At 65.5% G+C, this 25,809-nt stretch carries 21 protein-coding genes and 1 pseudogene; 15 read left to right on the top strand and 7 right to left on the bottom strand.

Annotated features, from left to right (window positions below; genetic code table 11):
- The first annotated feature begins 28 nt into the window (after nucleotides 1–28).
- The gene (locus RIN61_RS14865; protein WP_133970167.1) at nucleotides 29–226 is read left to right on the top strand and encodes a hypothetical protein; all 198 of its coding nucleotides are present in this window, start codon (nucleotides 29–31) and stop codon (nucleotides 224–226) included.
- On the opposite strand, the gene RIN61_RS14860 is transcribed toward RIN61_RS14865, so the two are convergent.
- Together RIN61_RS14860 and RIN61_RS14855 are read right to left on the bottom strand one after the other, a co-directional pair.
- The gene (locus RIN61_RS14860) at nucleotides 177–1,358 is read right to left on the bottom strand and encodes a multidrug effflux MFS transporter (RefSeq protein WP_112254158.1); all 1,182 of its coding nucleotides are present in this window, start codon (nucleotides 1,356–1,358) and stop codon (nucleotides 177–179) included. The genes RIN61_RS14865 and RIN61_RS14860 overlap by 50 nt on opposite strands.
- 228 nt (nucleotides 1,359–1,586) lie before the next feature.
- Entirely contained in the window at nucleotides 1,587–1,784 is a 198-nt protein-coding gene (locus RIN61_RS14855; protein ID WP_087503147.1) for a heavy-metal-associated domain-containing protein, read from the bottom strand.
- A 144-nt stretch (nucleotides 1,785–1,928) separates the two neighbouring features.
- Between RIN61_RS14855 and RIN61_RS14850 the strand changes: the two genes are divergently transcribed.
- The 5 genes and pseudogenes from RIN61_RS14850 (at nucleotide 1,929) to RIN61_RS26790 (ending at nucleotide 7,286) form a co-directional block, all read left to right on the top strand.
- Nucleotides 1,929–2,315 carry a hypothetical protein gene (locus tag RIN61_RS14850; RefSeq protein ID WP_112254157.1) on the top strand — a complete coding sequence of 129 codons (387 nt, stop codon included), beginning with the start codon at nucleotides 1,929–1,931 and terminating at the stop codon, nucleotides 2,313–2,315.
- A 52-nt stretch (nucleotides 2,316–2,367) separates the two neighbouring features.
- Nucleotides 2,368–4,767, top strand: a complete 2,400-nt coding sequence (locus tag RIN61_RS14845; protein WP_112254156.1) for a heavy metal translocating P-type ATPase — start codon at nucleotides 2,368–2,370, stop codon at nucleotides 4,765–4,767.
- On the top strand, nucleotides 4,764–5,174 hold the full coding sequence (gene cueR, locus RIN61_RS14840) for a Cu(I)-responsive transcriptional regulator (RefSeq protein ID WP_112254155.1): 411 nt from the start codon (nucleotides 4,764–4,766) through the stop codon (nucleotides 5,172–5,174). The genes RIN61_RS14845 and cueR overlap by 4 nt, the downstream gene beginning before the upstream one ends.
- 168 nt (nucleotides 5,175–5,342) lie before the next feature.
- Nucleotides 5,343–6,428: pseudogene (locus tag RIN61_RS26795) on the top strand (cache domain-containing sensor histidine kinase); the annotation flags it as partial.
- A gap of 90 nt (nucleotides 6,429–6,518) precedes the next feature.
- Nucleotides 6,519–7,286 carry a methyl-accepting chemotaxis protein gene (locus RIN61_RS26790; protein WP_372239043.1) on the top strand — a complete coding sequence of 256 codons (768 nt, stop codon included), beginning with the start codon at nucleotides 6,519–6,521 and terminating at the stop codon, nucleotides 7,284–7,286.
- Between the two features lie 122 nt (nucleotides 7,287–7,408).
- Here the strand turns inward: RIN61_RS26790 and RIN61_RS14830 are convergent, their stop codons facing one another.
- Together RIN61_RS14830 and RIN61_RS14825 are read right to left on the bottom strand one after the other, a co-directional pair.
- A complete protein-coding gene (locus RIN61_RS14830) occupies nucleotides 7,409–8,188 on the bottom strand; it encodes an AraC family transcriptional regulator (protein ID WP_112254153.1) in 780 nt (259 codons plus the stop codon).
- Nucleotides 8,189–8,227: 39 nt separating this feature from the next.
- Nucleotides 8,228–9,505, bottom strand: coding sequence for an acetyl-CoA C-acetyltransferase (locus RIN61_RS14825; protein WP_112254152.1), 1,278 nt, complete (start codon nucleotides 9,503–9,505; stop codon nucleotides 8,228–8,230).
- 117 nt (nucleotides 9,506–9,622) lie between these two features.
- Here RIN61_RS14825 and RIN61_RS14820 point away from each other — a divergent pair, with 117 nt between their 5' ends.
- The 8 genes from RIN61_RS14820 (at nucleotide 9,623) to RIN61_RS14785 (ending at nucleotide 15,950) form a co-directional block, all read left to right on the top strand.
- Nucleotides 9,623–10,975, top strand: a complete 1,353-nt coding sequence (locus tag RIN61_RS14820) for a 3-oxoacyl-ACP reductase (protein WP_112254151.1) — start codon at nucleotides 9,623–9,625, stop codon at nucleotides 10,973–10,975.
- A 2-nt stretch (nucleotides 10,976–10,977) separates the two neighbouring features.
- Complete coding sequence (locus RIN61_RS14815; RefSeq protein ID WP_207878858.1) at nucleotides 10,978–11,829, top strand: MaoC family dehydratase; 852 nt, start codon at nucleotides 10,978–10,980, stop codon at nucleotides 11,827–11,829.
- Between the two features lie 177 nt (nucleotides 11,830–12,006).
- Nucleotides 12,007–12,312: a MazG-like family protein gene (locus RIN61_RS14810; RefSeq protein ID WP_013970728.1), complete on the top strand. Its 306-nt coding sequence runs from the start codon at nucleotides 12,007–12,009 to the stop codon at nucleotides 12,310–12,312.
- Complete coding sequence (locus RIN61_RS14805; protein WP_100413275.1) at nucleotides 12,309–13,058, top strand: methyltransferase domain-containing protein; 750 nt, start codon at nucleotides 12,309–12,311, stop codon at nucleotides 13,056–13,058. The genes RIN61_RS14810 and RIN61_RS14805 overlap by 4 nt, the downstream gene beginning before the upstream one ends.
- Before the next feature lie 21 nt (nucleotides 13,059–13,079).
- Nucleotides 13,080–13,715, top strand: a complete 636-nt coding sequence (locus tag RIN61_RS14800; protein ID WP_112254150.1) for a DUF4136 domain-containing protein — start codon at nucleotides 13,080–13,082, stop codon at nucleotides 13,713–13,715.
- 19 nt (nucleotides 13,716–13,734) lie between these two features.
- Entirely contained in the window at nucleotides 13,735–14,304 is a 570-nt protein-coding gene (locus RIN61_RS14795) for a DUF4136 domain-containing protein (protein ID WP_112254149.1), read from the top strand.
- Nucleotides 14,305–14,583: 279 nt separating this feature from the next.
- Nucleotides 14,584–15,054 (top strand): A24 family peptidase, encoded by a 471-nt coding sequence (locus RIN61_RS14790; RefSeq protein WP_207878856.1) that lies wholly within the window; start codon nucleotides 14,584–14,586, stop codon nucleotides 15,052–15,054.
- A gap of 119 nt (nucleotides 15,055–15,173) precedes the next feature.
- Nucleotides 15,174–15,950 carry a response regulator transcription factor gene (locus tag RIN61_RS14785; RefSeq protein WP_112254147.1) on the top strand — a complete coding sequence of 259 codons (777 nt, stop codon included), beginning with the start codon at nucleotides 15,174–15,176 and terminating at the stop codon, nucleotides 15,948–15,950.
- Between the two features lie 144 nt (nucleotides 15,951–16,094).
- Here RIN61_RS14785 and RIN61_RS14780 read toward each other — a convergent pair whose 3' ends face one another.
- Both RIN61_RS14780 and pbpC read right to left on the bottom strand, forming a co-directional pair.
- Entirely contained in the window at nucleotides 16,095–17,759 is a 1,665-nt protein-coding gene (locus tag RIN61_RS14780) for a ShlB/FhaC/HecB family hemolysin secretion/activation protein (protein WP_313852577.1), read from the bottom strand.
- Nucleotides 17,760–17,984: 225 nt separating this feature from the next.
- Nucleotides 17,985–20,339, bottom strand: a complete 2,355-nt coding sequence (gene pbpC / locus RIN61_RS14775) for a peptidoglycan glycosyltransferase PbpC (RefSeq protein ID WP_112254145.1) — start codon at nucleotides 20,337–20,339, stop codon at nucleotides 17,985–17,987.
- A 77-nt stretch (nucleotides 20,340–20,416) separates the two neighbouring features.
- Between pbpC and RIN61_RS14770 the strand changes: the two genes are divergently transcribed.
- On the top strand, nucleotides 20,417–20,710 hold the full coding sequence (locus tag RIN61_RS14770) for a hypothetical protein (protein ID WP_112254144.1): 294 nt from the start codon (nucleotides 20,417–20,419) through the stop codon (nucleotides 20,708–20,710).
- Between the two features lie 161 nt (nucleotides 20,711–20,871).
- Here the strand turns inward: RIN61_RS14770 and RIN61_RS14765 are convergent, their stop codons facing one another.
- Nucleotides 20,872–25,773, bottom strand: a complete 4,902-nt coding sequence (locus RIN61_RS14765; protein WP_313852571.1) for an alpha-2-macroglobulin family protein — start codon at nucleotides 25,771–25,773, stop codon at nucleotides 20,872–20,874.
- Nucleotides 25,774–25,809 lie beyond the last annotated feature (36 nt).

Here is a 25,809-nt window from a genome sequence, read left to right as displayed (position 1 = left end):
CGCTCTCCCCCTTTGGAGGTATGCCGCGATGAAAATTGTCGTCAGCGCGTCGAGCCGAAACCCAGCCTGCCCCTGGCAGGTCCAGCTCGATCAACACGTGGTCAGTTTCCGCAGCGAGGCCGAGGCGCGTGCCTTCGTCGCCACGCTGGAAAACCGCCTGCAGGCACCTCACCCGCTTATGCGGGAGCCTTGGCCGACAAGCGTCGGGTCAGCAGCGCGACACTGACCACCAGCGCCCCGCACAGGCTGATCACCAGCGCCATCGGCACCGCACTGCCATCATGCAGCAGCCCGACCAGCGCCGCTGCGCCGGCGGCGACGCTGAACTGCAGGCAGCCCATCAGCGCCGAGGCACTGCCGGCCCGTGCGCCCTGCCCGCTCATGGCACAGGCAGAGGCGTTGGGGATGATGCAGCCGAGGCTGGAGATGCAGACGAAAAGCGGTACCAGCAGTGGCCACAGCTGTGTTGGATGCATTGCCGCCACGCCCAGCAACACCAGGCCCGCAGCCAGGTACAGCCACACTGCACGCGCCAGCAGGAACGCCGGCCCGCGTTTGGCCAGCAAGCGTGCATTCACCTGCGCCACAAGGATAAAGCCGGCGGCATTGGTGCCGAACAACCAGCCGTAATGCTCGGCCGGCACGCCGTAGAGCTTGATGAACACGAAAGGTGAACCGGCGATGTAGGCAAACATGCCGGCGATGGCGATACCACCGGTCAGGGCATGGCCGATGAACACCCGGTCAGCGAACAGGCGCAAGTACTGGCGCAAGGCGCCAGACAGCGGTTGCCGCGGTATGTGCTCGGGCAGGCTTTCCGGCAGGCCCAGGCTGACCGCCAACAGGCAGCCGGCGCTGAACAGGCTCAGGGCGAGGAAGATCGATTGCCAGCCGGCCACGTTCACCAGCACCCCGCCCAGCATCGGTGCCAGGATTGGCGCCAGGCCCATGACCAGCATCAGTTGCGAGAACACCTTGGCCGAGGCCACCGGGTCGCACTTGTCACTGACGATGGCCCGCGACAGCACCATCCCGGCGCAACCGCCCAACGCCTGGACGAAACGCGCCAGCACCAGGGTGTCGAGGTTGGGGGCATAGGCACAGGCCAGGGATGCCAGGGTGAACAGGGTCACCCCGAACATCAGCGGCTTGCGTCGGCCAAAGCGGTCAGCCACCGGTCCGTAGGCCAGTTGCCCGATGGACAGGCCAAGGAAGTAGGCGGCCAAGGTGGCCTGGACATGTTTTTCGTCGGTGGCGAACGCCTGCGCCATGGCCGGGAAGGCCGGCAGGTAGAAGTCGATCGCCAAGGGCCCGAACGCACTGAGTGCGCCCAGGATGAGCACCATTCGCAGGTTCATCAGGAATCCATAGCAGGCTAAGCAAGTGCTCGATTCTACCTGCTGTGGACCCCTTCAGTACGAAAACATTTGCAACAAACTGACCCCTGCAAGGGCAACTGCCTTGCTCACAACCCACGGGCTGGCGAGGTCCCTGTGGGAGCGGGCGTGCCCGCGAAGCAGGCGCCGCGGTGGATGGCACCGGCTGCGCCGGTGTTCGCGGGCGCGCCCGCTCCCACAGGTAAGTGTTCAGGCAAGTTCGGCCTGATAGCCTTCATCGCGAATGGCCGTGAGGATCTGCTCCTGCGCCAATTCACTCTGCACCCGCACCTGCCTGGCCGCCAGGTCGACCTCCACCTTGGCCGCAGCATCCTGCTCCTGCACCGCCCGGGTCACGGCCTTCACGCAATGGCCGCAGGTCATGCCTTGTACATTGAACACTTGCATGGGGTTATCTCCTTCAGGTTTTCCAAGAGTTTCAAGCTTGCCATCGGGGCAAGGTCAAGACTTGCCGACTACAGCCGGGGTGGAAATCCGCGCTCGCGTCGGCCAAGCTGCGCCTTTGATGATCAGGCAAGCAGGAGATTCTTCATGTTCAGGGCAGCATTGGGCGTCGTCGGGCTATTGAGCACGCTGGCTGCAGTGCCACCGGCCAGTGCCGAGGGCAACTCGGACTACAGCGTGCTGATCATTTCCCGGGAGCGCCTGGAGGTGGCCACCAGTTGCGAAATCGGCATCTACCTCAACGATCAGCTCTCCGGGCGCGTGTTCCAGGAGCAGTCCACTTCGTTCAACCTGCCGCCCGGCCCGGTGGACGTGCGCCTGCGCCTGCTTCCCGGGCAAATGCCCGGCTGCGCCCCCGGTGTGGAGGACCAACGCAGCACGCGACTGAACCTGCAGGCGGGCCAGATCAACAAATACCGGATCGCCATGGGGCAACATGGGCTGGAGTTGAAGCGAGCCGGCCTGGGCTATTGACCTTACCTGCGTGGCAAGGTTGATGCTGGAGGCCTGTCCAAGGAGGAGAGCCATGCCCGCATCCACCACATACGACCTGCCGATCTCCGGCATGACCTGCGCCAGCTGTGCTGGCCGGGTCGAACGCGCCCTGCGCAAGGTCACCGGCGCTGAACAGGTCAGCGTCAACCTCGCCACCGAACAGGCCCGGGTCCAGGCCCCGGCCAACAGCCTGCCCGCACTGGTCGATGCCGTACGCGAAGCCGGCTACGGCGTGCCCACCCGCACCGTCGAACTGCAGATTGGCGGCATGACCTGCGCCAGTTGCGTCGGCCGCGTAGAGCGCGCCCTCGGCAAGCTGCCGGGGGTTGAACAGGTCAGCGTCAACCTGGCCAGCGAACGCGCGCACCTCGAAGTGCTCGCTGCCCTCGACGACAACCAGCTGATCGACGCCGTGCAAAAGGCCGGTTACAGCGCCAGCCTGCCGCAAACCGCCAGGGACGACCAAAACGCTGCCCAACGCCGCCTGCGTAACGAACGCCTGGCGGTCGGCGCAGCTTTGCTGCTCGCCCTGCCGCTGGTAGTGCCAATGGTGGTGCAACCGTTTGGCATGCACTGGATGTTGCCAGCATGGGTGCAGTTCCTGCTGGCCACACCGGTGCAGTTCATTCTCGGCGCGCGGTTCTACGTGGCCGCCTGGAAGGCCGTGCGCGCCGGTACCGGCAACATGGACCTGCTGGTGGCCCTGGGCACCAGCGCCGGCTACGGCCTGAGCCTTTACCAGTGGGCGCAAGCCCCCGCCGGCATGGCCCCTCATCTGTACTTCGAAGCCTCGGCCGTGGTGATTGCCCTGGTACTGCTGGGCAAGTACCTGGAAAGCCGTGCCAAGCGCCAGACTGCCAGCGCCATCCGTGCCCTCGAGGCCCTGCGCCCGGAACGGGCCTTGCGCCTGGTCGATGGCCGGGAGGAAGACGTGGCCATTGCCCAACTGCGCCTCGGCGACCTGGTGCTGGTCAAACCCGGCGAGCGCTTCCCGGTCGATGGCGTGGTGGAAGACGGCAGCAGCCATGCCGATGAAGCCCTGATCAGCGGCGAGAGCCTGCCAGTGCCCAAGCAGCCAGGGGACAGCGTCACCGGTGGGGCCATCAACGGCGAAGGCCGGCTGCTGGTACGTACCCAGGCACTGGGTACCGAAACCGTGCTGGCACGCATCATCCGCCTGGTGGAAGACGCCCAGGCGGCCAAGGCTCCGATCCAGAAGCTGGTCGACCGGGTCAGCCAGGTATTCGTCCCGGCCGTGCTGGTACTGGCGCTGATCACCCTGGTCGGCTGGTGGCTGGCCGGCGCACCGCTGGAAACCGCGCTGATCAATGCCGTCGCCGTGCTGGTCATCGCCTGCCCGTGTGCACTCGGCCTGGCCACGCCCGCAGCAATCATGGCCGGCACCGGGGTCGCCGCCCGCCACGGCATTCTGATCAAGGACGCCGAAGCCCTGGAGCGTGCCCATGCGGTCAACCGGGTGGTGTTCGACAAGACCGGCACCCTCACCTCCGGCAGCCCACGAGTGGTCCACAGCGAGGCGCAGGTGGGCAGCAACGCCGACCTGCACCGCCTGGCCGGCGCCCTGCAGCGCGGCAGTGAACACCCGCTGGCCAAGGCGGTGCTGGATGCCTGTGCCGAACAGGGTCTGGAGGTACCCATCGTCGCCGACAGCCAGTCGCTGACCGGGCGTGGCATCGCCGGGCGCGTGGAAGGCCGTGAACTGGCGCTGGGCAACCGCCGCCTGCTCGACGAAAGCGCATTGCCACCCGGTGACCTGGCCGCCAAGGCCCAGGCCTGGGAAGCCGAGGGGCGCACCCTTTCATGGCTGATAGAACGCGGCGCGCAGTCGCGGGTGCTGGGCCTGTTCGCCTTTGGTGACAGCCTCAAGCCCGGCGCCGCGCAGGCAATCGATACCCTGCACGCGCAACACATCAGCAGCCACCTGCTGACCGGTGACAACCGCGGCAGCGCCAAAGTGGTGGCTGAAGCGCTCGGCATCGACGACGTGCATGCCGAAGTGCTGCCAGCCGACAAGGCCGCGACCGTGGCCGCGCTCAAGCAGGATGGTGTGGTCGCCATGGTTGGCGATGGCATCAACGATGCGCCGGCTCTGGCCGCCGCCGATATCGGCATTGCCATGGGCGGCGGTACCGATGTGGCCATGCAGGCCGCCGGCATCACCCTGATGCGCGGCGACCCCCGCCTGGTACCGGCCGCCCTGGAAATCAGCCGCAAGACCTATGCGAAGATCCGCCAGAACCTGTTCTGGGCGTTCATCTATAACCTGATCGGCATCCCGCTGGCCGCGCTGGGTTATCTCAACCCGGTACTGGCCGGCGCCGCCATGGCCCTGTCCAGCGTCAGCGTGGTGAGCAACGCGCTGTGGCTCAAGGCTTGGAAACCCATCAGCAACAACCAGGAGGCCCCATGAACATAGGCCAGGCCGCCCGTCGCAGCGGGCTCAGCACCAAGATGATCCGTTACTACGAGTCCATCGGCCTGCTCAAGCCCGCCACGCGCAGCGACAGCGGCTACCGCCTGTACCAGGCGGAAGACTTGCACAGCCTGGCCTTCATCAAGCGCTCCCGCGACCTGGGCTTTTCCCTCGAGGAGGTCGGCAAGCTGCTGACCTTGTGGCAGGACCGCCAGCGCGCCAGCGCCGATGTGAAGGCGCTGGCCATGCAGCACATCGATGACCTGAACCGGCGCATCGAAGAGCTGGTGAGCCTGCGCGATACCCTTGGCGAACTGGTATCGCACTGCCAGGGAGACGAGCGCCCGGACTGCCCGATCCTCAAAGACCTGGCCAATGGCGCTGCGGGTGGCTGCTGTCACTGAGCCAGCCCGCAATCCTTTGGTATGCCATATACGTCCAAACACGACCGAATAGTCACCAACTGCGACTTTCTCCAATAAATACGGGCGTTTTCCTACATTAAACCCGGATGCTGCCGATGCAATTGATACCTGCCTCGTGTATCGAAAACAAAAAATCCGGGAGCGTCGATGAGCATCAAACAGAAACTGACCTGGGCATTCGCGGTCATCGCCGGCTTGCCCATCGTACTTGTAGCCACTTTGGTGGTCCTCAACCTGCGTGGCGAAGCCCGCGACGGATTCCTCGATGGCAGCAGCCGGGAAATCCGCCAGGTCAGCAACGCGATGAACATCTTCTTCCAGGGCATCAACCAGAACGTCGAGTACATGGCCGCGCAGCCCCTGGTCGCCGCCACGGGCAGCGAACTGAACAAGTACATGAGCGCAACCCCGTCCTATGAGCTGGGCGAACAGGCCAGCAAAGTGCTGGAGTTCATGACTCGCCTGGCCACTACCCATCCCAGCTATGCGTACCTCTCCTACGGGGTGAGTGATGGTGGTTACGTCGGCTGGCCGGCCGGGCAGAAGTTCGTCAATTACGACCCGCGCACCCGTCCCTGGTACCAATTGGCAATGGCCAACCCTGGCAAGACCTTGCGTACCGGCGCCTACTACTGGGCTGCCGACGACGCCGTGCTGGTCAGTACCGTGCGCACCGTCGCCAACCAACTGGGCAACCCTGGTGGCGTGGTCAACGTCGACGTGTCGCTCAAAGGCCTCACCGAGATCGTCCAGCAGATCAAGCTGGGTGAAAGCGGCTACGTGCTACTGGTGGAAAACAACGGCAACGTGCTGGTCGACCCCCGTGACGCCAAGCACAACTTCAAGCAACTGGCGAGCTTTGGCGACGGCTACGCCGAGCTGGCCAAGCACGGCAAGGGGCTGGCCGAAGTGGAGCTCAATGGCGTGCGCTACATGGCCAACATCTATCCGGACGAACAGCTGGGCTGGACCCTGATCGGCCTGATCGAGCAGAGCGAAGTGATGCAGACCACCACCCGCCTGACCTGGTTGATCGGCGTAGTGGCCCTGGTACTGGCTGCGCTGTTCGCCGTGGTCGGTGCCACCTTTGCCAAGCTGATCGTGCGCCCGATCAACAGCGTTACCAGCGGCCTTGAAGACATCGCCCAGGGCGAGGGCGACCTGACCCGCAACCTGGAAATCCGTGGCCGCGATGAAACCGCGCAACTGGCCAGCTGGTTCAACCAATTCCTCGGTGCCATTCGCAGCCTGATCCAGCATATCGGTGCTGCCGCCAACAAGATCCTCAGCACCTCCAGCAGCTCGACCCGGGTTTCCAGCGACATGGCCGAAGCCGCAGGCCGCCAGCGCGAAGCGGTGGACATGGTCTCTACTGCTTTCCACGAAATGGTCGCCACCGCCAACGAAGTGGCACGTTCATGCAGCCAGGCGGCGCAGTCGGCCGACAGCGGCCAGCAACAGGCGCGCGAAGGCCAGCAGCAGATTGATGCGGCGGTACATAGCGTTGACCGCCTGAGCCAGGAGATCGAGCAGTCGGCGCAGTCGATCCAGCAGCTGGAGCGTGACAGCAACGCCATACAGTCGATCCTCGGCACCATCCGCTCGATTGCCGAGCAGACCAACCTGCTGGCGCTCAACGCCGCCATCGAAGCCGCCCGTGCCGGCGAGCAGGGCCGTGGCTTTGCCGTGGTTGCTGACGAAGTGCGGGCGCTGGCCAAGCGTACTGCCGACTCCACCGCCGAGATCGACGGCCTGCTGGGCAACCTGGCCAGCCGCACTGCCGAAGTGGCCGCACAGATGCACGCCAGCCTGGAGGTTTCACAGCAGTCGGTGAGCCGCATCGGCCTGGCCCGTGACAGCTTCGGGCAGATCCGCGAGTCGGTGGATGTGATCCGCGACATGAACACCCAGATTGCCACGGCGGCCGAAGAGCAACACCAGGTAGCGGAGGACATCAACCGCCACATCAGCCAGATTCACGGCGATGCGCAACTGGTGGCCGAACTGGCCCAGGCGGCGCGGGTGGATTCGGAGAGCCTGGCCGGGTTGTCCAATGAGCTGGATGCGCTGGTGCGCAGGTTCCGTACCTGATGTATTGTTTTTGCTGGTCTCTTCGCGGGTGAACCCGCTCCCACAGGTACAGCGCTAGTCTCAAGGGCAGCGCAATACCTGTGGGAGCGGGTTCACCCGCGAAGGGGCCCGCACAAGCAACACTACAACTTGAGCTCCCCCGGGGTAGCCCCAAACAACTGCTTGAACGCCGCAATGTAAGCCGAGGTGGAGTCATACCCACACCCCAACGCCGCCTCGGTCACACTCTCCCCTGCCTCCAGCAACGCCAGCGATGACAACAGCCGCATGCGCTGCCGCCAGTTGCGAAAGCTCAGCCCCGTCTCCCGCTGGAACAGCCGCATCAGCGTCTTCTCCGAACAGCCCAGCTCCCGCGCCCATTGCTGCAGGGTCTGCGGCTGATCCGGCGCCGCAATCAACCCATTGCACAGTGCCAACAACCCCGGGTGCCGCGGCAGTGGCAGCGAAAAGCCGACCTCGGGGAGCATGCGCAACTGGTCGAGCAGCACCGCCACCAGCCGCGCTTCGGCGCTGTCACCCTCCGGGTAGTCTGCCGGGAACAGGCAGAACTGCTTGATCAGTTCGCGCGCAAGCGGGGTCACTTCCAGTACCCGGCATTGCTCCGGTGCCCACGGGCAGGCATCCCGGCGCACATAAAGGCTACGCATTTCGGCCTGCATCGAGGTGACCACCTCGTGTTCGGCATCGGCTGGTATCCACACGCCCCACTGGGGTGGGGCGAAGTAGCTGCCTTCGCGGGTATACACCCCGAGAACGCCGCTGATGGCGTAGGAGAACTGCACCCAGTCGTGCTGGTGGCGGGTGGTCCACGAGCCGGCGCCGAGGCTTTCGGCTCGTGCATAGAGCGGCCTGGGCAGGTGGTCCAGCGCCGGAATGGGGCGGGGATGTCCGATGATGGGCATGGTGGCTTCTTGTAGTTCTGACCAGACAAGCCTAACAGCTCAGCGCTCGACGATGACGGTCACCCCCTGCCCACCCGCTGCGCAGATCGAAATCAGCCCCCGTCCCTTCCCCGCCTTCGCCAGCAACTTGGCCAGGTTGGCCAATATCCGGCCCCCGGTCGCGGCAAACGGGTGCCCGGCCGCCAGCGAACTGCCCTTGACGTTGAGCTTGCTGCGGTCAATTGCCCCGAGCGGCACATCCAGCCCCAACCGCTCACGGCAATAATCGGCATCTTCCCAGGCCTTGAGCGTGCACAGCACCTGGGCGGCGAAGGCTTCGTGTATCTCGTAATAGTCAAAGTCCTGCAGCGTCAGGCCATTGCGCGCCAGCAGCCGCGGCACCGCATACACCGGTGCCATCAGCAAGCCTTCGCGACCAGTAACGAAATCCACCGCAGCGGTTTCGCCATCGACCAGATAGGCCAGCACCGACAGCCCCTGCTGCTCGGCCCACTCCTCGCTACCCAGCAATACCAGCGAAGCACCATCGGTCAGCGGTGTGGAATTGCCCGCCGTCAGTGTCCCCTGCCCGCTGCGATCGAAGGCTGGCTTTAGCCTGGCCAGTTGCTCAAGGGTCAGGTCGGGGCGCAGGTTGTTATCACGGGTCAACGACAGAAACGGCGTCAGCAGGTCATCCTGCCAGCCTTCGGTGTACGCTGCAGCCAGCGCCTGGTGGCTGAGCAACGCCAGTTCGTCCTGTTCGGCACGGCCAATGCGCCACGCCTGGGCCATGCGTTCGCAATGCTCACCCATCGACAACCCGGTGCGCGGTTCGCCGTTGCGCGGCAATTCGGGTTTCAGGTGGTGAGGGCGCAGCTTGAGGAATGGCTTGAGCCGCTCGCCCAGGCTTTTGCCACGGTTGGCCTGCAGCAAGATATGGCGCAGGCCTTCATTGACCGCGATCGGCGCATCGGAGGTGGTGTCCACGCCGCCGGCAATGCCGCAGTCGATCTGCCCCAGGGCAATCTTGTTGGCCACCAGCAACGCCGCCTCCAGCCCGGTGCCGCAAGCTTGCTGGATATCGTAGGCCGGCGTCTGCGGCGACAGGCGCGAGCCCAACACGCACTCCCGGGTCAGGTTCATGTCTCGCGAGTGCTTGAGCACCGTACCAGCCACCACTTCCCCCATGCGCAACCCATGCAAGCGGTACCGTTCGATCAGCCCCTCAAGGGCGACGGTAAGCATCGCCTGGTTGCTGGCCGTGGCGTAGGCACCATTGGAGCGGGCAAAGGGAATTCGGTTGCCGCCCAGGATCGCGACCCGGCGAAGTGAACGCATGCGCTTGTTCCTCCTGAAACAATTTGATCCGTACAGCCTAGGTGTTTTTACCGCATTCGAACGACCTTGCCACAAAGTTGGTCCACACTTTCAAGCTTGCCTTCCGGGAGACCACTCATGAGCGATCGCTACCTCGGCTTTGCCAACTCCAACCTCGGCCGCCGTCTCGTGGATGCCCTTGGCCTGCCACGCCCAGCGCCGCTGGAGCGCTGGCAGGCCGGCCGCCTGCGCCCGGTCGAAGGTGCCCTGGTACTGGGTGGCGGGCCACTGGCGAGCCAGGTCGAAGCCATTGCCCCGCGCCTGACCGACACGCTTTACAGCTTCAATACCGACCACCTCCAGGCCGAGCCGTGGGTGGCTGGCCTGGGGCCGAAGATCAAGGCCGTGGTATTCGATGCCAGTCACCTGTCCGACAGCGACGCGTTGAAGCAGTTGCGCGAATTTTTCCAGCCACTGCTGCGCAGCCTGGCGCCGTGCGCCCATGTGCTGCTGCTGGGCCGCGCACCAGAAAGCCTCGACAACCCGTTGGCCAGCATTGCCCAACGGGCCCTGGAAGGCTTCAGCCGCTCGCTGGCCAAGGAACTGCGCAACGGTGCGACCGCGCAGTTGCTGTATGTCGGCCCCGGCGCGGAAGACCAGCTGGAAGGCGCCCTGCGTTTCTTCCTTTCGCCCAAAAGTGCCTTTATTTCCGGCCAGGTGCTGCGCCTGCATGCCTGCGCCAGCCAGGTCGAGGACTGGACCCGGCCGCTGGCTGGCAGACGCGCCCTGGTGACCGGCGCCGCGCGCGGCATCGGTGCGGCCATTGCCGAAACCCTGGCGCGCGATGGTGCCGACGTGCTGCTGCTGGATGTGCCGCAAGCCAGCCAGGACCTCGACGCCCTGGCCGCACGTTTGGGCGGCAAGGCGCTGCCCTTGGACATCTGCGCCAGCGACGCCGCAACACAACTGCTTGCGGCCCTGCCCGACGGCATCGACATCGTGGTGCACAACGCCGGCATCACCCGCGACAAGACCCTGGCCAACATGACCCCGGAATACTGGGACGCGGTGCTGGCGGTCAACCTCAAGGCACCGCAGGTACTGACACAGGCGCTGTACGACAACGGTGCCCTGGGTGAAAACGCGCGCATCACCCTGCTGGCCTCGGTCAGTGGCATCGCCGGCAACCGCGGGCAAGCCAACTATGCCGCGAGCAAGGCCGGGCTGATCGGCCTGGCCCAGGCGTGGGCGCCCCGGCTCGCCGAGCGCGGCGGCAGCATCAATGCCGTGGCACCCGGTTTCATCGAAACCCACATGACCGCCGCCATGCCCATGGGCCTGCGCGAGGCCGGGCGACGCTTGAGTTCGCTTGGCCAGGGCGGCCGCCCGCAGGATGTCGCCGAAGCCATCGCCTGGCTCAGCCAGCCGGGCTCCGGTGCAGTCAACGGCCAGGTGCTGCGGGTATGCGGCCAGGCCTTGATGGGGGCTTGATCATGAGCCGACACTGGCATGACCTGCACAGCCCGGCTTCGCGCGCCAGCCTGTACCTGCGCGCGGCCAGCAAGCGCACCATCAGCGGCGACCAACTGCCGGACGACGGCCTGCGCTGTTTAATCCGCGTCCAGCCGGGCAACCTGGCCGCCTATCGACGGCTGTGCCACTTCACCGACGATGGCCGCCTGCCAGGCACTTATCCACATGTCATGGCGTTCACGCTGCAGTTGCAGTTGATGACCGCGCCTAACTTCCCCTTCCCGCTGCTTGGCCTGGTGCACCTGCACAACCGCATCGAAGTGGTACGCCCACTGGGCGGTATCGAAGGGCTGCGCTTTGCGGTGCATGCAGGCAACCTGCAAGCGCATGCCAAGGGTGGCACCTTCGATCTGGTCACCGAAGCCGAGGACGGCATCGGCCTGCTCTGGCGCGAGACCAGCCGCATGCTGGTGCGCGGGCTGAAGCTGGAAGGTGCGGCAGGTGAGCCTGCCGAGGACGAGCCACAAGTGCTGCCAGAGGTGACCCGCTGGTACGCCGACAGCGATATCGGCCGGCGCTATGCCAAGGTCTGCGGGGACTACAACCCGATCCATCTCAGCGCAGCCAGTGCACGGCTGTTCGGCTTTCCCACGGCCATTGCCCATGGCATGTGGAGCCAGGCCATGGCCCTGGCGGCACTGCGCGGTCACCTGCCCCACAGTGGCTATGCCTTCGAGGTGGATTTCCGCAAACCGGTGCGGTTGCCGTCGGAGGTGGTGCTCGGTGCCAGTGAGGCCGGGGTTGCAGGTGAGCTGCGGCTGGACGGGCATGGCGGGGTGCTGCATATGGTCGGGCGCTGGGCCCCCCTTTAAATCGTGAGGCTGCTTCGCAGCCTTTTCGCGACACAAGGCCGCTCCCACAGCTACCGCGTTCGGTTTGATGCCAGTGACCTCTTGTGGGAGCGGCCTTGCGTCGCGATGGGCCGCATAGCGGCCCCCTTGCTTTGCATCGGGCCTGCGCAGAAGCTATGCAGCATTAGGAGACCCCCGATGAACCTGCAAGAACTCACCCAACGCCTGCACCAGATCCGCGACAACAACGACTGGCGCGGCTTCCACAGCCCGAAGAACCTGGCCATGGCCGCCAGCGTCGAAATGGCCGAACTGGTGGAAATCTTCCAGTGGCTGAGCGAAGACCAATCGCGCCAGCTGCCCGCCGACAAGTTGGCCCATGCCGGCCAGGAAATCGGCGATGTGGTGCTGTACCTGTTGCTGCTGTGCAGCGAGCTAGGCCTGGACATGGACCAGGTGGTGCGGGCCAAGCTGGCCGACAGCGAGAGGCGCTTCGCCCGATGAACGACCGTCACTTCGATGAGCTGGCCACCCGCTTTGCCGAGAAGATCTACGGCGGCGCCAAGGGCGCCATCCGCCTGGCCGTGCTGCAGGCCGACCTGGCCGAGGCCTTGCCCGACCGCCCGCTGCGTATCCTCGACATCGGCGCCGGCTTGGGTCACATGGCCTTGTGGCTGGCTCAGCGCGGTCACCAGCTGACCCTGGCCGAACCCGCCGCGCCGATGCTCGACGGCGCACGGGCGCGCTTTGCCGAGGCTGGCCAACCGGCCACCTTCATCCAGGCCCCATGGCAGGACCTGCTCGGCCAGCTGACCGAGCCCTACGACCTGGTGCTGTGCCACGCCGTCCTCGAATGGTTGGCCGAGCCCGAAAGCATCCTGCCGGTGCTGCACCAGCTCACGGCCCCTTCCGGGTGGCTGTCGCTGGCCTTCTACAACCGCGACGCCCTGGTCTATCGCAACCTGCTCAAGGGCCACTTCCGCAAGTTGCGCAGCAACCGTCTGGAAGGTGAAAAGCAGAGCCTGACCCCGCAAAAACCACTTGATCCGCGCGAACTCAGGGCGCAACTTGAACCTATGTGGCAGGTTGAAAGCGAAAGCGGCGTGCGGGTGTTCCACGACTACATGCCCAAGGAATTCCAGGGCAAGGCCGAGCTGCTCGACCTGCTGGAAATGGAACTGGCCTACCGTCGACACCCCAGCTTCGCCGGGCTCGGCCGCTACCTGCACTGGGTCTGCCGCCCCCGTTGACCTGCCCGCCGGGAGGAATACATGCCGTACCGTCTGTTGTGCCTGGCCGTGCTGCCGCTTGCCCTGGCTGGCTGCCAGGGCAGCAACCCCTATGTGGCCAGCAGCCGCCCGTTACCACCGGCACCGGCCCAGGCGGCCAGCACCTTCGACGCCAGTGCCTACCCGACACCGGCCCGTGATTACGGGCACTACCGCAGCTGGAGCTGGCGTAACGGCCAGTTGCCCAGTGGCTCGGTCGATACCGACCCGGCGCAACTGGCCGATGCTGTCAGCGGCGCGCTGGACCAGCATGGCCTGCGTCCCGCCCGGGGCGGCACCGTCGACTTGCTGGTCAGCGCCGACATACGCCTGGAAAAACGCTTGCGCCAAGTACGCGACTACGATGCCTACGACCCTTACTACGGCCCGTACCCCTACGGTGGCGTCGGCTATGGCGGCTACCGCCATGGCTATGGTGGCTATGCCAGCGTGCCCATCGTGCGCACCTACGAGGTGCAGGTGATGGTGGTGCGTATCGACCTGTACGACGCCCGCAGCGGCCAGCCGGTATGGAGTGCCAGCGCCGAGAGCGGCAGCGACAAGGACTCGCCGCGTGAACGCGAAAGCGCCCTGCGCGATTCTGTGCACAAGGCGCTCAACGGCTATCCTCCCAGTTGATATCCAACGGAGAACCATCATGTTGCGCCGCCTTGTTCTACTGTCATTCGCGTTATTGCTCGCCGCCTGTTCCAGCAATAACGTCCAGCAGGATTTCGATGCCAGCCGTGACTTTGCCGCCTACCGCAGCTGGGCATGGCAGGAACCGGGCCTGCAGTACCGCCCGGACGACCCACGAATCAAGAGCGACCTGACCGAGCAGCGCATTCGCCAGGCAGTCGCAAGCCAACTCGACCAGCGCGGCCTGCGCCCGGTACAAGGTGGCGCGCGGCCGGACCTGACAGTGCGCGCTTACCTGATCGTCGAGCAGCGCCAGCAACAGATCACCACCAATTACGGCGGTGGCTGGGGAGGCTACTGGGGCGGCTACTGGGGTGGCCCGATGTACAACGAAACCCGCAGCGTCGACTACAAGGTCGCCACCATCCAGATCGACCTGTTCGATGGGCGTGACGGCAAGCTGGTGTGGCGCGGCAGTGCCGAGCAGATCATGAACAACTACCCGCCAAGCCCGGAAGAGCGCAACAGCGCGATCCAGAACACCGTGGCCAAAGTGCTGGGCAACTATCCGCCGGGTAGCAGGAAATAACTCCGAACGCGTTCATGCATGCGCCAAAGCCCCTGTGGGAGCGGGTTTACCCGCGAAGAGAACGACGCGGTGCATGGCACCGGCTTTGCCGGTGTTCGCGGGTGAACCCGCTCCCACAAGGGTCGCCTGCAAGGCCTGTTTCAACAGCGACAATACCCTTCCCGGCCACGCCTTTTTCCCTCTCCCGCTCCACTCCCCGCAGGTTCTTGTCTATCTTCACTTAAGGAAACCTGACTGACCGGGTAGATGCGTTCAACATTTGGGAAAGGCGACCTGCCAATGCAAAGCATTGTTCTCCTGCTGTGGCTTGCCTTGTGCTGCGAACAGGATGTGCGTCAACGCCAGATATCCAACATGCTCACCCTTGGCGTGGCTACCTGCGCACTGGCCTGGCTTTTCGCCACCGGGCACAGCTGGATCGGCGCGGATGCCAGCGATGCCGGCTGGGCGCTGGCCATCGTCATGCTGCTGACCCTGCCCGGCTACATGCTAGGCCGTTTCGGCGCCGATGACGTCAAGCTGATGGGCGCGCTGGCCCTGGCAACCAGCCCGCAATACGTGCTTGGCACCTTCATCGGCGCCGGAGTCAGCGTGTTGCTGTGGCTGCTCACCCGTCGGCGACTCTGGACATTGCTCAACCCCAAGGTGAAAAAACGTTTGCAAGCGCTGACCGAGGAAATGGGCGACAAGCAGGCGTTCGTCCCCTATGTGCTGGCCGGCTTTCTTTTGACAGCGGTATGGGTCCAATGAGCTGGCCTGCGGCCCTACACCTTGTACAAAACTTGTACATATTCGCTTGGTGCGACTATTTTTAAACTGCCAGAGCGTCTGGCCCAGGAGCAGGGCCGTATACGAACAGGGAGTGGATCGTGTCCAGACAAGTGAGTGAGTTGAAGGTTTTGGTGGTGGATGACCAATCGGTCATTGTCGAACAACTCTGTGATTTCCTCGAAACAAAGGGTTACCTCTGCGTGCCGGCCCATTCTACTGACGAAGCCATCGAGCGCTATATGGCAGACCCGGGCATCGGCCTGCTCATCTGCGACCTGCACATGCCGGGACGGGATGGCATCGAACTGATGCGCACCTTGAAGCAGGCCAACGGCAACCAGCGCATGTTCGAGGCAATCATGTTGACCGGGCGTGCCGAAAAACAGGATGTAATTCGCGCGCTACGTGAAGGTTTTGCCGACTACTACCAGAAGCCAGTGGACTTCGATGAACTGCTCGAAGGCGTACGTCGGCAGGAAGAAGCGTTGCTGGAACGCCAGCGCAACTTCCGCGACCTCGGCGGATTGAACCAGCGCCTGCAGGATCTGGCCGAATCGATTGACGAGCTCTACCAGGATCTGGAAAAAGCCCGCGGCCAGGGAACCCATCGGCGTGCCACGGATGTGGAAGAAAGTGAAAGCGAGCTGCCAGCGGCGTTCGGGAAGCTGTCGCCACGCCAGTTGGAAGTGGCCCGCCTGGTGGGCAAGGGCAAGACCAACTACCAGATCGCCTGTGAGCTGGGCATTACCGAAAATACCGTGAAACTGTATGTGTCCCAGGTGCTACGCCTGACCCACATGCACAACCGCACCCAGCTGGCACTGGCAATGACCCCCAGTTCGTCGCCGGTGCATCAGCGGTTTACTACCCACTAAACAGGTAGCTTCAGGATCTTGGCGGCTGCGATGCAGCCACATCGCGACACCCGTGGGAGCGGGCGCGCCCGCGAACACCGGCGCAGCCGGTGCCATGCACCGCGTTGGATTCTTCGCGGGCGCGCCCGCTCCCACAGCAGCCCCTTACAATTGAATGCCAATACTCAAGGTAAGCCGAGGCCCGCGGTCCAGGCTATCCAGTGCGATATCCGCCAAAGGCTTGGCCACCTCCAGCGCCACATTGAACAAGCGCCCATCGCCCAACCGCACACCAAGCGCCGCCGACGCTAAGTGAGCATCCTCCACAGGCCCCCGGTTGTGCCAGGCCTGCGCCGTATCCAGCACCACATAGGGCTGCACCAACGCCAGCCAGCTGCCGTGCATGCTGTAGTTCACCTCGTAAGCCACACCCCAGCCCTTGTCCCCGTCCGCCTGGTCGCGCGGGTAGCCACGGCCGAAACTCTGCCCGCCAAACCCCGCACGCTCGCTGTCGGGCAAGCGGTCATCACTCCAGTACAACGCCCCGGAGACCACCCCCTGCCAGTTACCGGGCAACCTGTCGCTCTGCAAGCCGGACAGCCGCAACCGCAGAAAATCCAGATCGTAGTCGGCATCGCTGCGCGCCCCCAGGTAATCCAGGCCCTGATAGACGCCGGCACTGACTATACGCAAACGGCCCCCTTCCACCTTGCGCCAGTCGCCTTCGAATGACAGCGCACGCACGTAGGTGTCGTAGTCCCGTGCCGTTGGCAGTCCATCCACCTGGTCTTCGAAGTGCTCACTGACCGAATACACCTGCCCCTGCACCGCCATCCATTCATCCGGCCTGACGATCACCGGCTGGCGCAGGCCGATCGCGTAGTGATCGCTGTCGCGCTTGCGGGTGATGTCACGGCCATCGTCCAGCCGAGTTCGCGTGCCCGGTTCGCTGCGGTAGCGCGAGGCCGACACCAGCAGCTGGCTGCCACCCGCGTCCAGGTACTGGCTGTAGGCCAGACGCTGGTAATGCACCTGGTCATTCCCCGGTGGCAGCAACAAGCTGGCCTCGATCTGTTCGGCAAAGCGGGTCTGGGCGTGGCTGATTGCCGTCAGCAGCGCCTGCGCATCGTCGCGGTTGCCATCAGTCACGGTAACAGCAGCGCTGAACGGCTTACGTCGCGCATGCACGGTCAACCGCGCGGCACCATCAGCGGTTTGCGCCACGGCCAGCTGCGGCTCTAACGTCACCCCTGGCAGGCGCTCGGCCAGGCCCAGGTAGCGCTCCAGCGTTTCCCGGGTCAGCGGGCGCTCGGCTGCAAGCCGTTGCAGGAGCTGCTGCAGATAGGCGCTGGCCGGGCCGATATCGCCGTCTACGTGGTAATCACGGATATAACCTTCGACCAGTACCACATTGGCCCGGCCCTCGGTCACCTCCTGCGGCGGCAGGTAGGCGTACGACAACAGGTAGCCTTCCTGCCGATAGCGCTGGGTCAGGCGCGCGGTGTATTGCTGCAGCTCGCCCAACGTGGTCTGGTGCCCGATCAGCGGTTGGTAGTGTTCGCGCAGCTCGCTCAGGGGGAACACCGTGCCGCCCTCGAAGCGCACTTTATGCAGCACCAGCCGGGTATCGGCAGGCGCCCAGGCGGCGCTGCCGCCATCCACCGCGGCCATCTGCAGGTGAGCGCTGACCGGGCGGTAGGCGTCTATCGGCAGGTTGGCGGCGGGCAGGCGACGTTCGTACTCATGGCTGTCGAGAAAACCCGGCAAAGGCTCGGCATGGGCCGCAAGCGCCCAAGGCAGCAACAACAGGGGCACGGCCAGAGGACGCATAGGGCGCTCCATGTTCCCTGGGGCTGCGTTGCAGCCCTTCGCGGGCGCGCCCGCTCCCACAGAGATCGCGCTTTCCTGAACCCAGCGCCAAACCTGTGGGAGCGGGCGTGCCCGCGAAGGGCCGCAAAGCGGCCCCAAATTGCTTGACTGACAGGCATCAGGGGCGCCAGCCGGTCACACCCGTTACTTGCAAGCGTAGGTGCTGCCTCGGCCCTCGTCGAACGGCTACTCACTGACCTGGAACGCCACGCGCGCGGTCTCGCCGCTTTCATCCAGCGCGCTGATTTCGGCCTGGCCTACCTGCTGGAAGCGCACCAGCAGGCTGTCCTGCCCCTGGGTTTCGCCCAATGGCTGGCCGTTGAGGAACCACCAGCGCCGACCGCCGCCCCCCAGCGCCGACACATATAGCTGCAACGGTTCGCTGCTGGTGGCCGGACGGCGAAGGTTGTCGCCCGGGCGCACGCCCACGATCGAAAGCGGTGGAGCGCTGGCCGGCACCTGCGGCGGGCAGGTCGGGTCGATGGCCGGCAGGCGCGCCGCACGCCGCTCCACGCGTGGCAGCCAAGGCTCCAGCGGCGCGGGCCATAGAGCGATGTCGCGGGCCTTGGCGCCCGGGCAACTGCCATCGACGCGCAGCCCCTGGCCGTTGACCCATACGCTTTCACGCAGGCCCAGGCCGAGTGGCTGGTCGGCGGCCTGCAGGGTTGGCGGCGTAGTGCCGTCCAGAGTCCAGGCGAAACGCTGTCGCCGGCAATTGGGGTCCTGCTTGTTCATTGGCTGGCCCAGCGGCCAACAGATCGCCGCCACACCGACATTCGCCGGCACCCGCTCCACCGGCACGCTGATGCCACGCTGGCTGTCACGGTTGCTCAGCAGGTCGTGCACCTGCAGCATCAGCGGCGCTGCCGAAGCCAGCCCGAATTGGCCGGGTACCGGTGTGCCGTCGGGGCGGCCGATCCATACGCCGATCAGGTAGCGCGGGCCCACGCCGATCGACCAGGCGTCGCGAAAGCCATAGCTGGTGCCGGTTTTCCAGGCCAGTTGCGGGCGTTGCACCAGCTCGGCATGCGGGTCGCGGTCGGGGCGCGCCTGGCCGCTGAGGATGCGCCGGATGATCCACGCAGCCCCCGGTGACAACAGGCGCCGCTCCAGCAACGGATCCTGCGGTTGCAGGCGCACCCGCGCACTGTTGCCACCCCGCGCCAGCGCAGCGTAGCCACCCACCAGATCCTCCAGGCGGCTACCCGCGCCACCCAGGATCAACGACAGGTTGGGCTCGGCCAGGGGCGGCAGTATCAGCGGCATGCCCGCCGTGCGCAGTTGCGCGGCAAAGCGTTTCGGGCCGTAGGCCTCCAGCAGCTGCACCGCCGGCAGGTTGAGCGACAGCGCCAGCGCCGAACTGGCCGACACCGGCCCGCTGAAGCCCATGGAGAAGTTGCCGGGGCGGTAGTCGCCATAGCGTCGCGGCACATCCTGCAGCAGCGACTCGGAATGGATCAGGCCGTCATCCAGTGCCATGCCGTAGAGGAACGGCTTGAGGGTAGAGCCCGGCGAGCGCAAAGAACGCACCATGTCGACATGCCCGAAGCGGCGCTCGTCGGCCAGGTCGATCGAGCCGAGGTAGGCACGCACCGCCATGGTTTGCGCATCGACCACCAGTATGGCGGCGGAGGTGCGCTCCGGCAGCCGCGCGCGCCAGCCCAGCAGCAGGTCTTCAAGGCGCCGCTGCAACGCGGCGTCGAGCGTGGTGCGGATCAGCGGCGGGCTGTCGGCGCTGTTCAGGCGCCGGGCCAGCAGCGGCGCCAGGGTTGGTTCCTGACGTGGCGCCAGCACCAGCGGTTCTTCGCCAGCCTCACGGATTTGCCGAGCCGGCCACACCTGGTATTCGGCCAGGCGTTGCAGCACTTTGTCCCGGGCGCGCTGGGCTCGTTCGGGGTGGCGGTCCGGGCGCAGGCGGCTGGGCGCCTGGGGCAGCACGGCCAGCAGCGCCGCTTCGGACGGGGTCAGGTGCATGGGCGACTTGCCCAGGTAGGCCCAGCTGGCGGCTGCCACGCCCTGCAGGGTGCCGCCGAAGGGCGCACGGTCCAGGTAGATCTGCAGGATTTCGCGCTTGGACAGATGCCATTCCAGCTGCGCCGTGCGCCACAACTGGCGCAGCTTGCCGGCCAAGGTGCGCTCATGCGGGTCGAGCAGGCGCGCGACCTGCATCGACAGCGTGCTGCCACCCGACACCACACGCCCGCCACGCAGGTTCAGCCAGGCAGCGCGGGCCAGGGCCAGCGGATTGACCCCGGGGTGGCTGTAGAACCAGCGGTCCTCGTAGGTGAGCAACGCCTGCAGATACAGCGGCGAAACCTCGTCGGGGCTGACCGGGTAGCGCCACACGCCATCGGCATCGGCGAAGCGCCACAGCGGCGTGCCGTCCTCGGCCAGCACCACCCGGGCCAGGTCGTCGCCGGGCATGGGCAGCGGCCAGAGGCGGTCGGCCAGCCACAACAGGCCGAACAGCACCACCAAGCCGATCACTGTGGCGCGCAACAGCCTGCCCGCACGGGTACGCGGCCGCGTTAAGCTTGGCATCGGGAACCGACCTGGCCAGGTGATGGCCAAAGGCTTGGGAACGGCAACATCGCCGATTCGTTCATCAGGAAGCAACTATGCATGTAGAAGGTTTTTTCGAGTGGCTGGGCCAGGCGCTGGGGTCGTTGATCCGCTTCATCGTCGACGCATTGAGCGGGCTGTTCAACCTGCTGGCCAATGCCGGTGGCAATTTCATCGATGGCCTGGCGCGCACCTTGGGCATGGACACCTCGCTGCTCAGCATCCTCGCCCTGATCGTCGGGTTGGCGCTGCTATATTCGGCCATCCGTGCGTTCATGCGCGCCTCGATCATCCTCGGGATCATCTGGCTGCTGCTGGGGTTGTGGGTTATGAGCTGGGTGATTCACTGACATTGAACTGCCCGGCGCAGACCTGTGGGAGCGGCCTTGTGTCGCGAAAGGGCTGCGCAGCAGCCCCAGGATCTCAGCTCCGCCGCTTGAAATGCCGGGGCCGCTTTGCGGCCCTTTCGCGACACAAGGCCGCTCCCACATAGTGCGCGCAAGGCAGGTGCTTAGCGGGCTTTTACGGTCATCTCCCCTTGCCCATCCCCCACGGCCTGCAGGTTTGGCCGGTACATCGATTCGACCTGCGGCGGCGGCACGCGGTAGGTGCCCGGGGTCACCGCCCGTGCCAGGTAAAGCAGGTGGGTGGTGCCGTAGCTGTCCAGCTTGAGCGCCGCGACGTAACGGTCATCGCGATATTCCTGGTGCACAACGCTGGCGTTCTGCATCGACTCGAGCCATTCCTTCACCGCACTGCTGGCGTTGTCCAGGCTGGCGGCACTCTGCGCCAGGTTCTGGTTTTCCAGCTCCAGGCCTGCCGGTAGCAAGTCCACCACCAGCGCATCCGGCACCCTGTCTTCAGCCTTGAGCGCCAGGTGCACCAACACCAGGTCGCCGCTGCGCAGGTTGTGCAGGTCCAACGGCTGGCCATTCATGCCCAGGTACTCACGGCGGATCTGCATGCCGTTGCCGCTGGCAGCAGGCGCCTGGCGTGGGTAACCCGACAAGGTCAGTTGCTGGTACAGCGTCTCGCTGCCTTGGTTCTGCACGCTCAGCGGCGAAGCCAGCAACGGGCCTTCGAGCTTCATGCCGGACTCGGCATTGTTGAACTCGCGAACTTCGCCCGCGCTGTCCAGGCGCGCCTGCCACTGGCCTTCCGGCTTGCCCAGCAGGCCACGGCCGGCCAGGAACAGCGCATTGCGCTCCTGGGTCGACAGCCAGCGGTTGGCCGCCAGCTCATCCGACAGGGCGAACAGGCGCTGGTCGACCTGACGGCTGGCCAGGTTGCTTTCCTGCAGCAGCGCCAGGATCAGTGCCTGGTCGCGCAGAGCGCTACCATAGTCGGCCATCCAGCCTTTACCGCGGCTGATGCCCAGGCCCGCCTGCAGGGCCTGCTCGGCACGCGGCTTGTCACCCATCTTGTCCAGCGCCACCGCCAGTTGCACCAGCGGCAGGCCAGAGCGGGCGTCGGCGCGGCGTTCGAACAGGCCACGCAAAGCGCCCAACGGCGCCTGCTGACTGCGCGACAGCACCAACGCCGCATAAGCCTGCACGGCGAACCGGGTGTGTTCGGCGTTCTCGCTGTAGTCGACTTCGATCAGGTTGCGCTCCTGCAGGTAGCGCAACAGGCGTTCGCTGGCCTTCTTCAGCGCTTCGGCCGGCACACCATAGCCTTGGTCACGGGCGCGCAGCAGGAAGTCGGTGACATAGGCGGTCAGCCAGTACTCTTCTTCGCTGTCCGAGCTCCACAGGCCGAAGCTGCCGTTGTAGCGCTGCATGCCCAGCAGGTGCTCGATACCCATCTCGATCTTGCGCTTGCGCACATCGGCAGGCTCGCCCTTGATGCCCAGGCGCTTCAGGCTGTCGGCATCGGCATACAGCGACGGGTAGAGGCCGCTGGTGGTCTGCTCCAGGCAACCGTAAGGGTAGGCTTCGAGGGCACGGATCTGCTCGGCCAGGTTCAGCGGCGGCCGGCTCGACAAGGCCAGGCTGGCTTCAAGCCCGGCGGGTTCGAAGGCGGCCAGGTCTGCTTCAGGCAGGGTCCATGGCTGGTCCTTCAAGGCCACGCGGTAGTGCTTGAGCATCGCCGGGTAGGCCGGGCGCACGCCCAGCGTCCACTCGCGCTCGAACGCGCCGGTCGGCTCGTTGGGCAGCTGCAGGCCAGTGACCCGCACATGCACCTTGCCTTGCCCCAGGCCACCCTGGGCCTGTACCGGGATCATCAACGTCGAGCGCTGGCCTTCAGCCAGGGCAACGTTCTGCACGGCGTTGGCCGCCAGACTCAGCTGACCTTCGGTACCGATTTCGACGTTCAGCTGCTGGGCACGCCCTGACAGGTTGGCGAGGTCCAGCGCCAGGCTGGTGCGGTCGCCACCGGCCAGGAAACGCGGCGCCGAGAGCTCGGCGATCAGCGGCGCGGCGACCACGGTCTTGCCTTCGGCCATGCCGAACTGTTCCTCGGTCCAGGCCTGGGCCATGAGCCGCAGTTCGCCATTGAAGTCAGGGATATCGACCGTGGCCTGGCCCTCGCCCTTGTCGTCCAGGGTCACCGGCAGGCTCTGCTGGGCGACGATGGTCACAGTGGTGTTGGGGCGCTTGCCACCCTTGGCCATCGCCGCGTCACCGCCAAATGCCAGGCTGGCCAGGCGGCCCTGGCCGGCTTCGATCAACTGGCCGTAGATATCCAGCTGGTCAGCACCGTAGGCCTTGCGCCCGAACAGGCTGGCGAACGGGTCGGGGGTCTTGAAATCGGTAATGTTGAGGATGCCCACATCCACCGCCGACAACAGCACATGCACCTGTTTGGGCACGCTGCCATCGGCATTTGCAGCCTTGATCTTCACGGTCAGCGGCTGTTTCGGACGCATTTTCTCCGGTGCCTGCAGGCTCACCGCCAACTTGCGTTCGGCGCGGTTCAGCGGCAGGTGCAGCACGCCTACCGCGCGTTTCGGCGTGGCGTTGGCCTTGCGCTCACCCGGGCGGATCACCAGCGCGCTGATGTACAGGTCGTGGCGTGCCCACTGCTTGTCCAGCTCCACGTCGAACGTCTTGCCCTCGGCGGGTACGTCAATCTCCTGCCACCACAGCGGGCCATCGCTGGACTCGATCATCAGGTAGCCACTGCCGGCTGCGGGCGGGGTGACGGTAACCTTGGCGGTAGCGCCGTCGGCGTAGGCCGGTTTGTCTAGCGCCAGCTTGACCTGGTCCGGCCGCACCGCACCGCCTTCGGCGTTGTCCTGGGCGCGATAGCCGGCCCAGAAGCGCGCGCTGGACACCAGGCCAGTCTGCGGGTCTTCCACCTCGACACGGTACGGGCCCCATTCCACCTGGAAGCTCAGCTTGGCAGTGGAGCCGGCCTTGACGCTGACGGTCTCTTCGCTCTGGGTGAGGAACTTCTCGTTGTAGGCGTAGCTCCAGCCATCGCTCTGCGAGTAGTTCCAGTAGTAGTCACGGCGCTCGCGTACCAGCCGCACCTTGAGGTCGTTGGCCGCCAGCTTCTTGCCGTTGCGGTCGGCCACCAGGAACTCGAACTCCACCGGCCCGTCACTGTCGGTTTCCTCGCCGTCGAACAGGCCGCGCAGGCCCGGCAGTCGCTCGGCCGGCCAGATGGGTTGTTCCAGGCGCCGGGTGATCGGCCGGCCACCCGACTCCTGCAGGCTGGCCTGCACGGTCAGTTGCAGCGGCGAGCGGGCTTCGGCCCAGCGGCTTTCGATGTCGACCACGGCCTTACCGGCCTGGTCGAGGGTGACTTCGTCCAGCTCCAGGTCCTGGTTCAGCTCGGTTTCGGTGACCGAGCCGAACTGGTAGCCAGGCAGCGCCGGTACCGCCTCGCGCAGCGGGCGAACATAGGCCTGGCCGCTCAGGCGGTTGCCGGCAGCCGGGGCGCCGTAGAGGTAACGGCCATTGACCTGGATGCGCGCATCCTGATCCGGAGACAACGGTTTGCTGCTGCCCTTGAGTTCCAGCGCCAGGCGCTCGGGCAGGAAATCTTCGACGAGGAATTCATACACCTGCTTGCGCCCGCCACCCAGGTCGAGCAGCAGTTGCCAGCGGCCGGTCGGGGCTTCGCCGGCCAACTGCATCTGGTACTGGTACAGGCCATTGCCGTCGGCTTCCCAGACGAACTTGCGGCTGACCTGCTCGTCCGGGCGGCGCACCTCCACGCTCACCGGCTGGGCCTTGACCGGCTTGCCGTCCTGGTCGCGCAGCAGGCCGTTGAGCAACACCGTTTCGCCTGGGCGATACAGGTCACGCGGGCCGAAGATGAAGAACTGCAGCGGGTTGGCCTGCGGGCCGGTGATGTCGAACTCGGCCAGGTCCAGCGCCGCGCTGCTCAGGCGCAGCAGGGTGGTGTGCACCCCTTGGGTGGCGATCAGGGTGTCGGCCTTGGGCGTGATCGGCAGTTGGGCATGGCCATCGCTATCGGTGCTGGCCTGGGCCAGCAGCTTGCCCTTGTCGTCATGGATTTCCAGGTTCACGCCACTCATGGCCTTGCCGCCTTCCAGGGCCTGGGCGAACACATCGAGGCGGTCTCGGTAGCGGTGCGCGGACACGCCGATATCGCTGAGGGTGAACAGGGTCGCGGGTTGCGAGTAGTCGTAGGTGCCCGAGGCACGCATCACCGCCAGGTACACGCCTGGCTCCTGCAGCGGCTTGATACCGGCGATCGGCAGCAGCACGGTCTCGCGGGTGTTGCGGGCAGGGTTGAGGTCGAAGCGGCCGCTGTAGACCAGCTCGGCCATGTCCAGGGTTTCCTTGGACTGGTAGTAGTACAGGCTGCTGTTGCGCCCCCAGTTGACCAGGAAGGTCGAGAGCATGTCCGGCTTCACGCGGAAGAACTCGACATCGACCTTGTCAACGTTGAGCGCGATCACCGGCAAGCCTTCGGCCAGGCGCGTGGGCAGCAGCGAACCGCGGCTGGCGAAGCCGATGGTCGGCTGCATGTCGCGGGTTTCCAGGCGGGTTATCGACTCGCTGTCCAGCTGCTTGCCGTTGACCGCCAGCAGGCCCTTGTCGACGGTCAGCACCAGCTTGCGCTGCGGTTCCAGGTGGCGCAGGCGCAGTTCCATCTGGTTGTCGGAGAGTTCCCAGGCGCCGTCGAGCTTGCCTTTGACCGTGTCGACCAGGTGCACTTTGCTGGCGAAGTCCTGCTTGGCATCGAGTGGTGCGGAGAAGCTGATCGACAGCGTTGCCGCGCCATCGAGCTGCACTTCGGAAACATCCAGCACCGTCAGTTCGCGGCCTTCGTAGCGCTTGGCGAGTACGGCCGGGTCTTCGCGCTGGGGGGCCGCGGTGGCGGCGGGTGCTGTGGCCGCCGGTTTTTCGGCTGGCGCCGGTTTGCCCGGCGTCGAAGAGTCACAGGCACTGAGCAAAGCCAGCGCGCAGGCCAGCAACAATCCTTTGTTGAACATGGAGTAGAACTCTTTGGCAGCGTGTACGTTGAGGGC

This window comes from Pseudomonas inefficax (assembly GCF_032164165.1).
GTDB classification, from domain to species: domain Bacteria; phylum Pseudomonadota; class Gammaproteobacteria; order Pseudomonadales; family Pseudomonadaceae; genus Aquipseudomonas; species Aquipseudomonas inefficax.
Note: the sequence above shows the minus strand (reverse complement) of the source record. Positions and strands in the feature narration are given on the sequence as shown.

Bases quoted from the DNA above. Each gene is read 5' to 3' on its own strand.
- RIN61_RS14865 (WP_133970167.1), top strand. From the start codon at position 29: ATGAAAATTGTCGTCAGCGCGTCGAGCCGAAACCCAGCCTGCCCCTGG.
- RIN61_RS14815 (WP_207878858.1), top strand. From the start codon at position 10,978: ATGAGCCGACACTGGCATGACCTGCACAGCCCGGCTTCGCGCGCCAGC.
- RIN61_RS14845 (WP_112254156.1), top strand. From the start codon at position 2,368: ATGCCCGCATCCACCACATACGACCTGCCGATCTCCGGCATGACCTGC.
- RIN61_RS14855 (WP_087503147.1), bottom strand. From the start codon at position 1,784: ATGCAAGTGTTCAATGTACAAGGCATGACCTGCGGCCATTGCGTGAAG.
- pbpC (WP_112254145.1), bottom strand. From the start codon at position 20,339: ATGCCAAGCTTAACGCGGCCGCGTACCCGTGCGGGCAGGCTGTTGCGC.
- RIN61_RS14805 (WP_100413275.1), top strand. From the start codon at position 12,309: ATGAACGACCGTCACTTCGATGAGCTGGCCACCCGCTTTGCCGAGAAG.
- RIN61_RS14810 (WP_013970728.1), top strand. From the start codon at position 12,007: ATGAACCTGCAAGAACTCACCCAACGCCTGCACCAGATCCGCGACAAC.
- RIN61_RS14790 (WP_207878856.1), top strand. From the start codon at position 14,584: ATGCAAAGCATTGTTCTCCTGCTGTGGCTTGCCTTGTGCTGCGAACAG.
- cueR (WP_112254155.1), top strand. From the start codon at position 4,764: ATGAACATAGGCCAGGCCGCCCGTCGCAGCGGGCTCAGCACCAAGATG.
- RIN61_RS14830 (WP_112254153.1), bottom strand. From the start codon at position 8,188: ATGCCCATCATCGGACATCCCCGCCCCATTCCGGCGCTGGACCACCTG.
- RIN61_RS14795 (WP_112254149.1), top strand. From the start codon at position 13,735: ATGTTGCGCCGCCTTGTTCTACTGTCATTCGCGTTATTGCTCGCCGCC.
- RIN61_RS14800 (WP_112254150.1), top strand. From the start codon at position 13,080: ATGCCGTACCGTCTGTTGTGCCTGGCCGTGCTGCCGCTTGCCCTGGCT.
- RIN61_RS26790 (WP_372239043.1), top strand. From the start codon at position 6,519: ATGGCCGAAGCCGCAGGCCGCCAGCGCGAAGCGGTGGACATGGTCTCT.
- RIN61_RS14860 (WP_112254158.1), bottom strand. From the start codon at position 1,358: ATGAACCTGCGAATGGTGCTCATCCTGGGCGCACTCAGTGCGTTCGGG.
- RIN61_RS14780 (WP_313852577.1), bottom strand. From the start codon at position 17,759: ATGCGTCCTCTGGCCGTGCCCCTGTTGTTGCTGCCTTGGGCGCTTGCG.
- RIN61_RS14765 (WP_313852571.1), bottom strand. From the start codon at position 25,773: ATGTTCAACAAAGGATTGTTGCTGGCCTGCGCGCTGGCTTTGCTCAGT.
- RIN61_RS14850 (WP_112254157.1), top strand. From the start codon at position 1,929: ATGTTCAGGGCAGCATTGGGCGTCGTCGGGCTATTGAGCACGCTGGCT.
- RIN61_RS14820 (WP_112254151.1), top strand. From the start codon at position 9,623: ATGAGCGATCGCTACCTCGGCTTTGCCAACTCCAACCTCGGCCGCCGT.
- RIN61_RS14770 (WP_112254144.1), top strand. From the start codon at position 20,417: ATGCATGTAGAAGGTTTTTTCGAGTGGCTGGGCCAGGCGCTGGGGTCG.
- RIN61_RS14825 (WP_112254152.1), bottom strand. From the start codon at position 9,505: ATGCGTTCACTTCGCCGGGTCGCGATCCTGGGCGGCAACCGAATTCCC.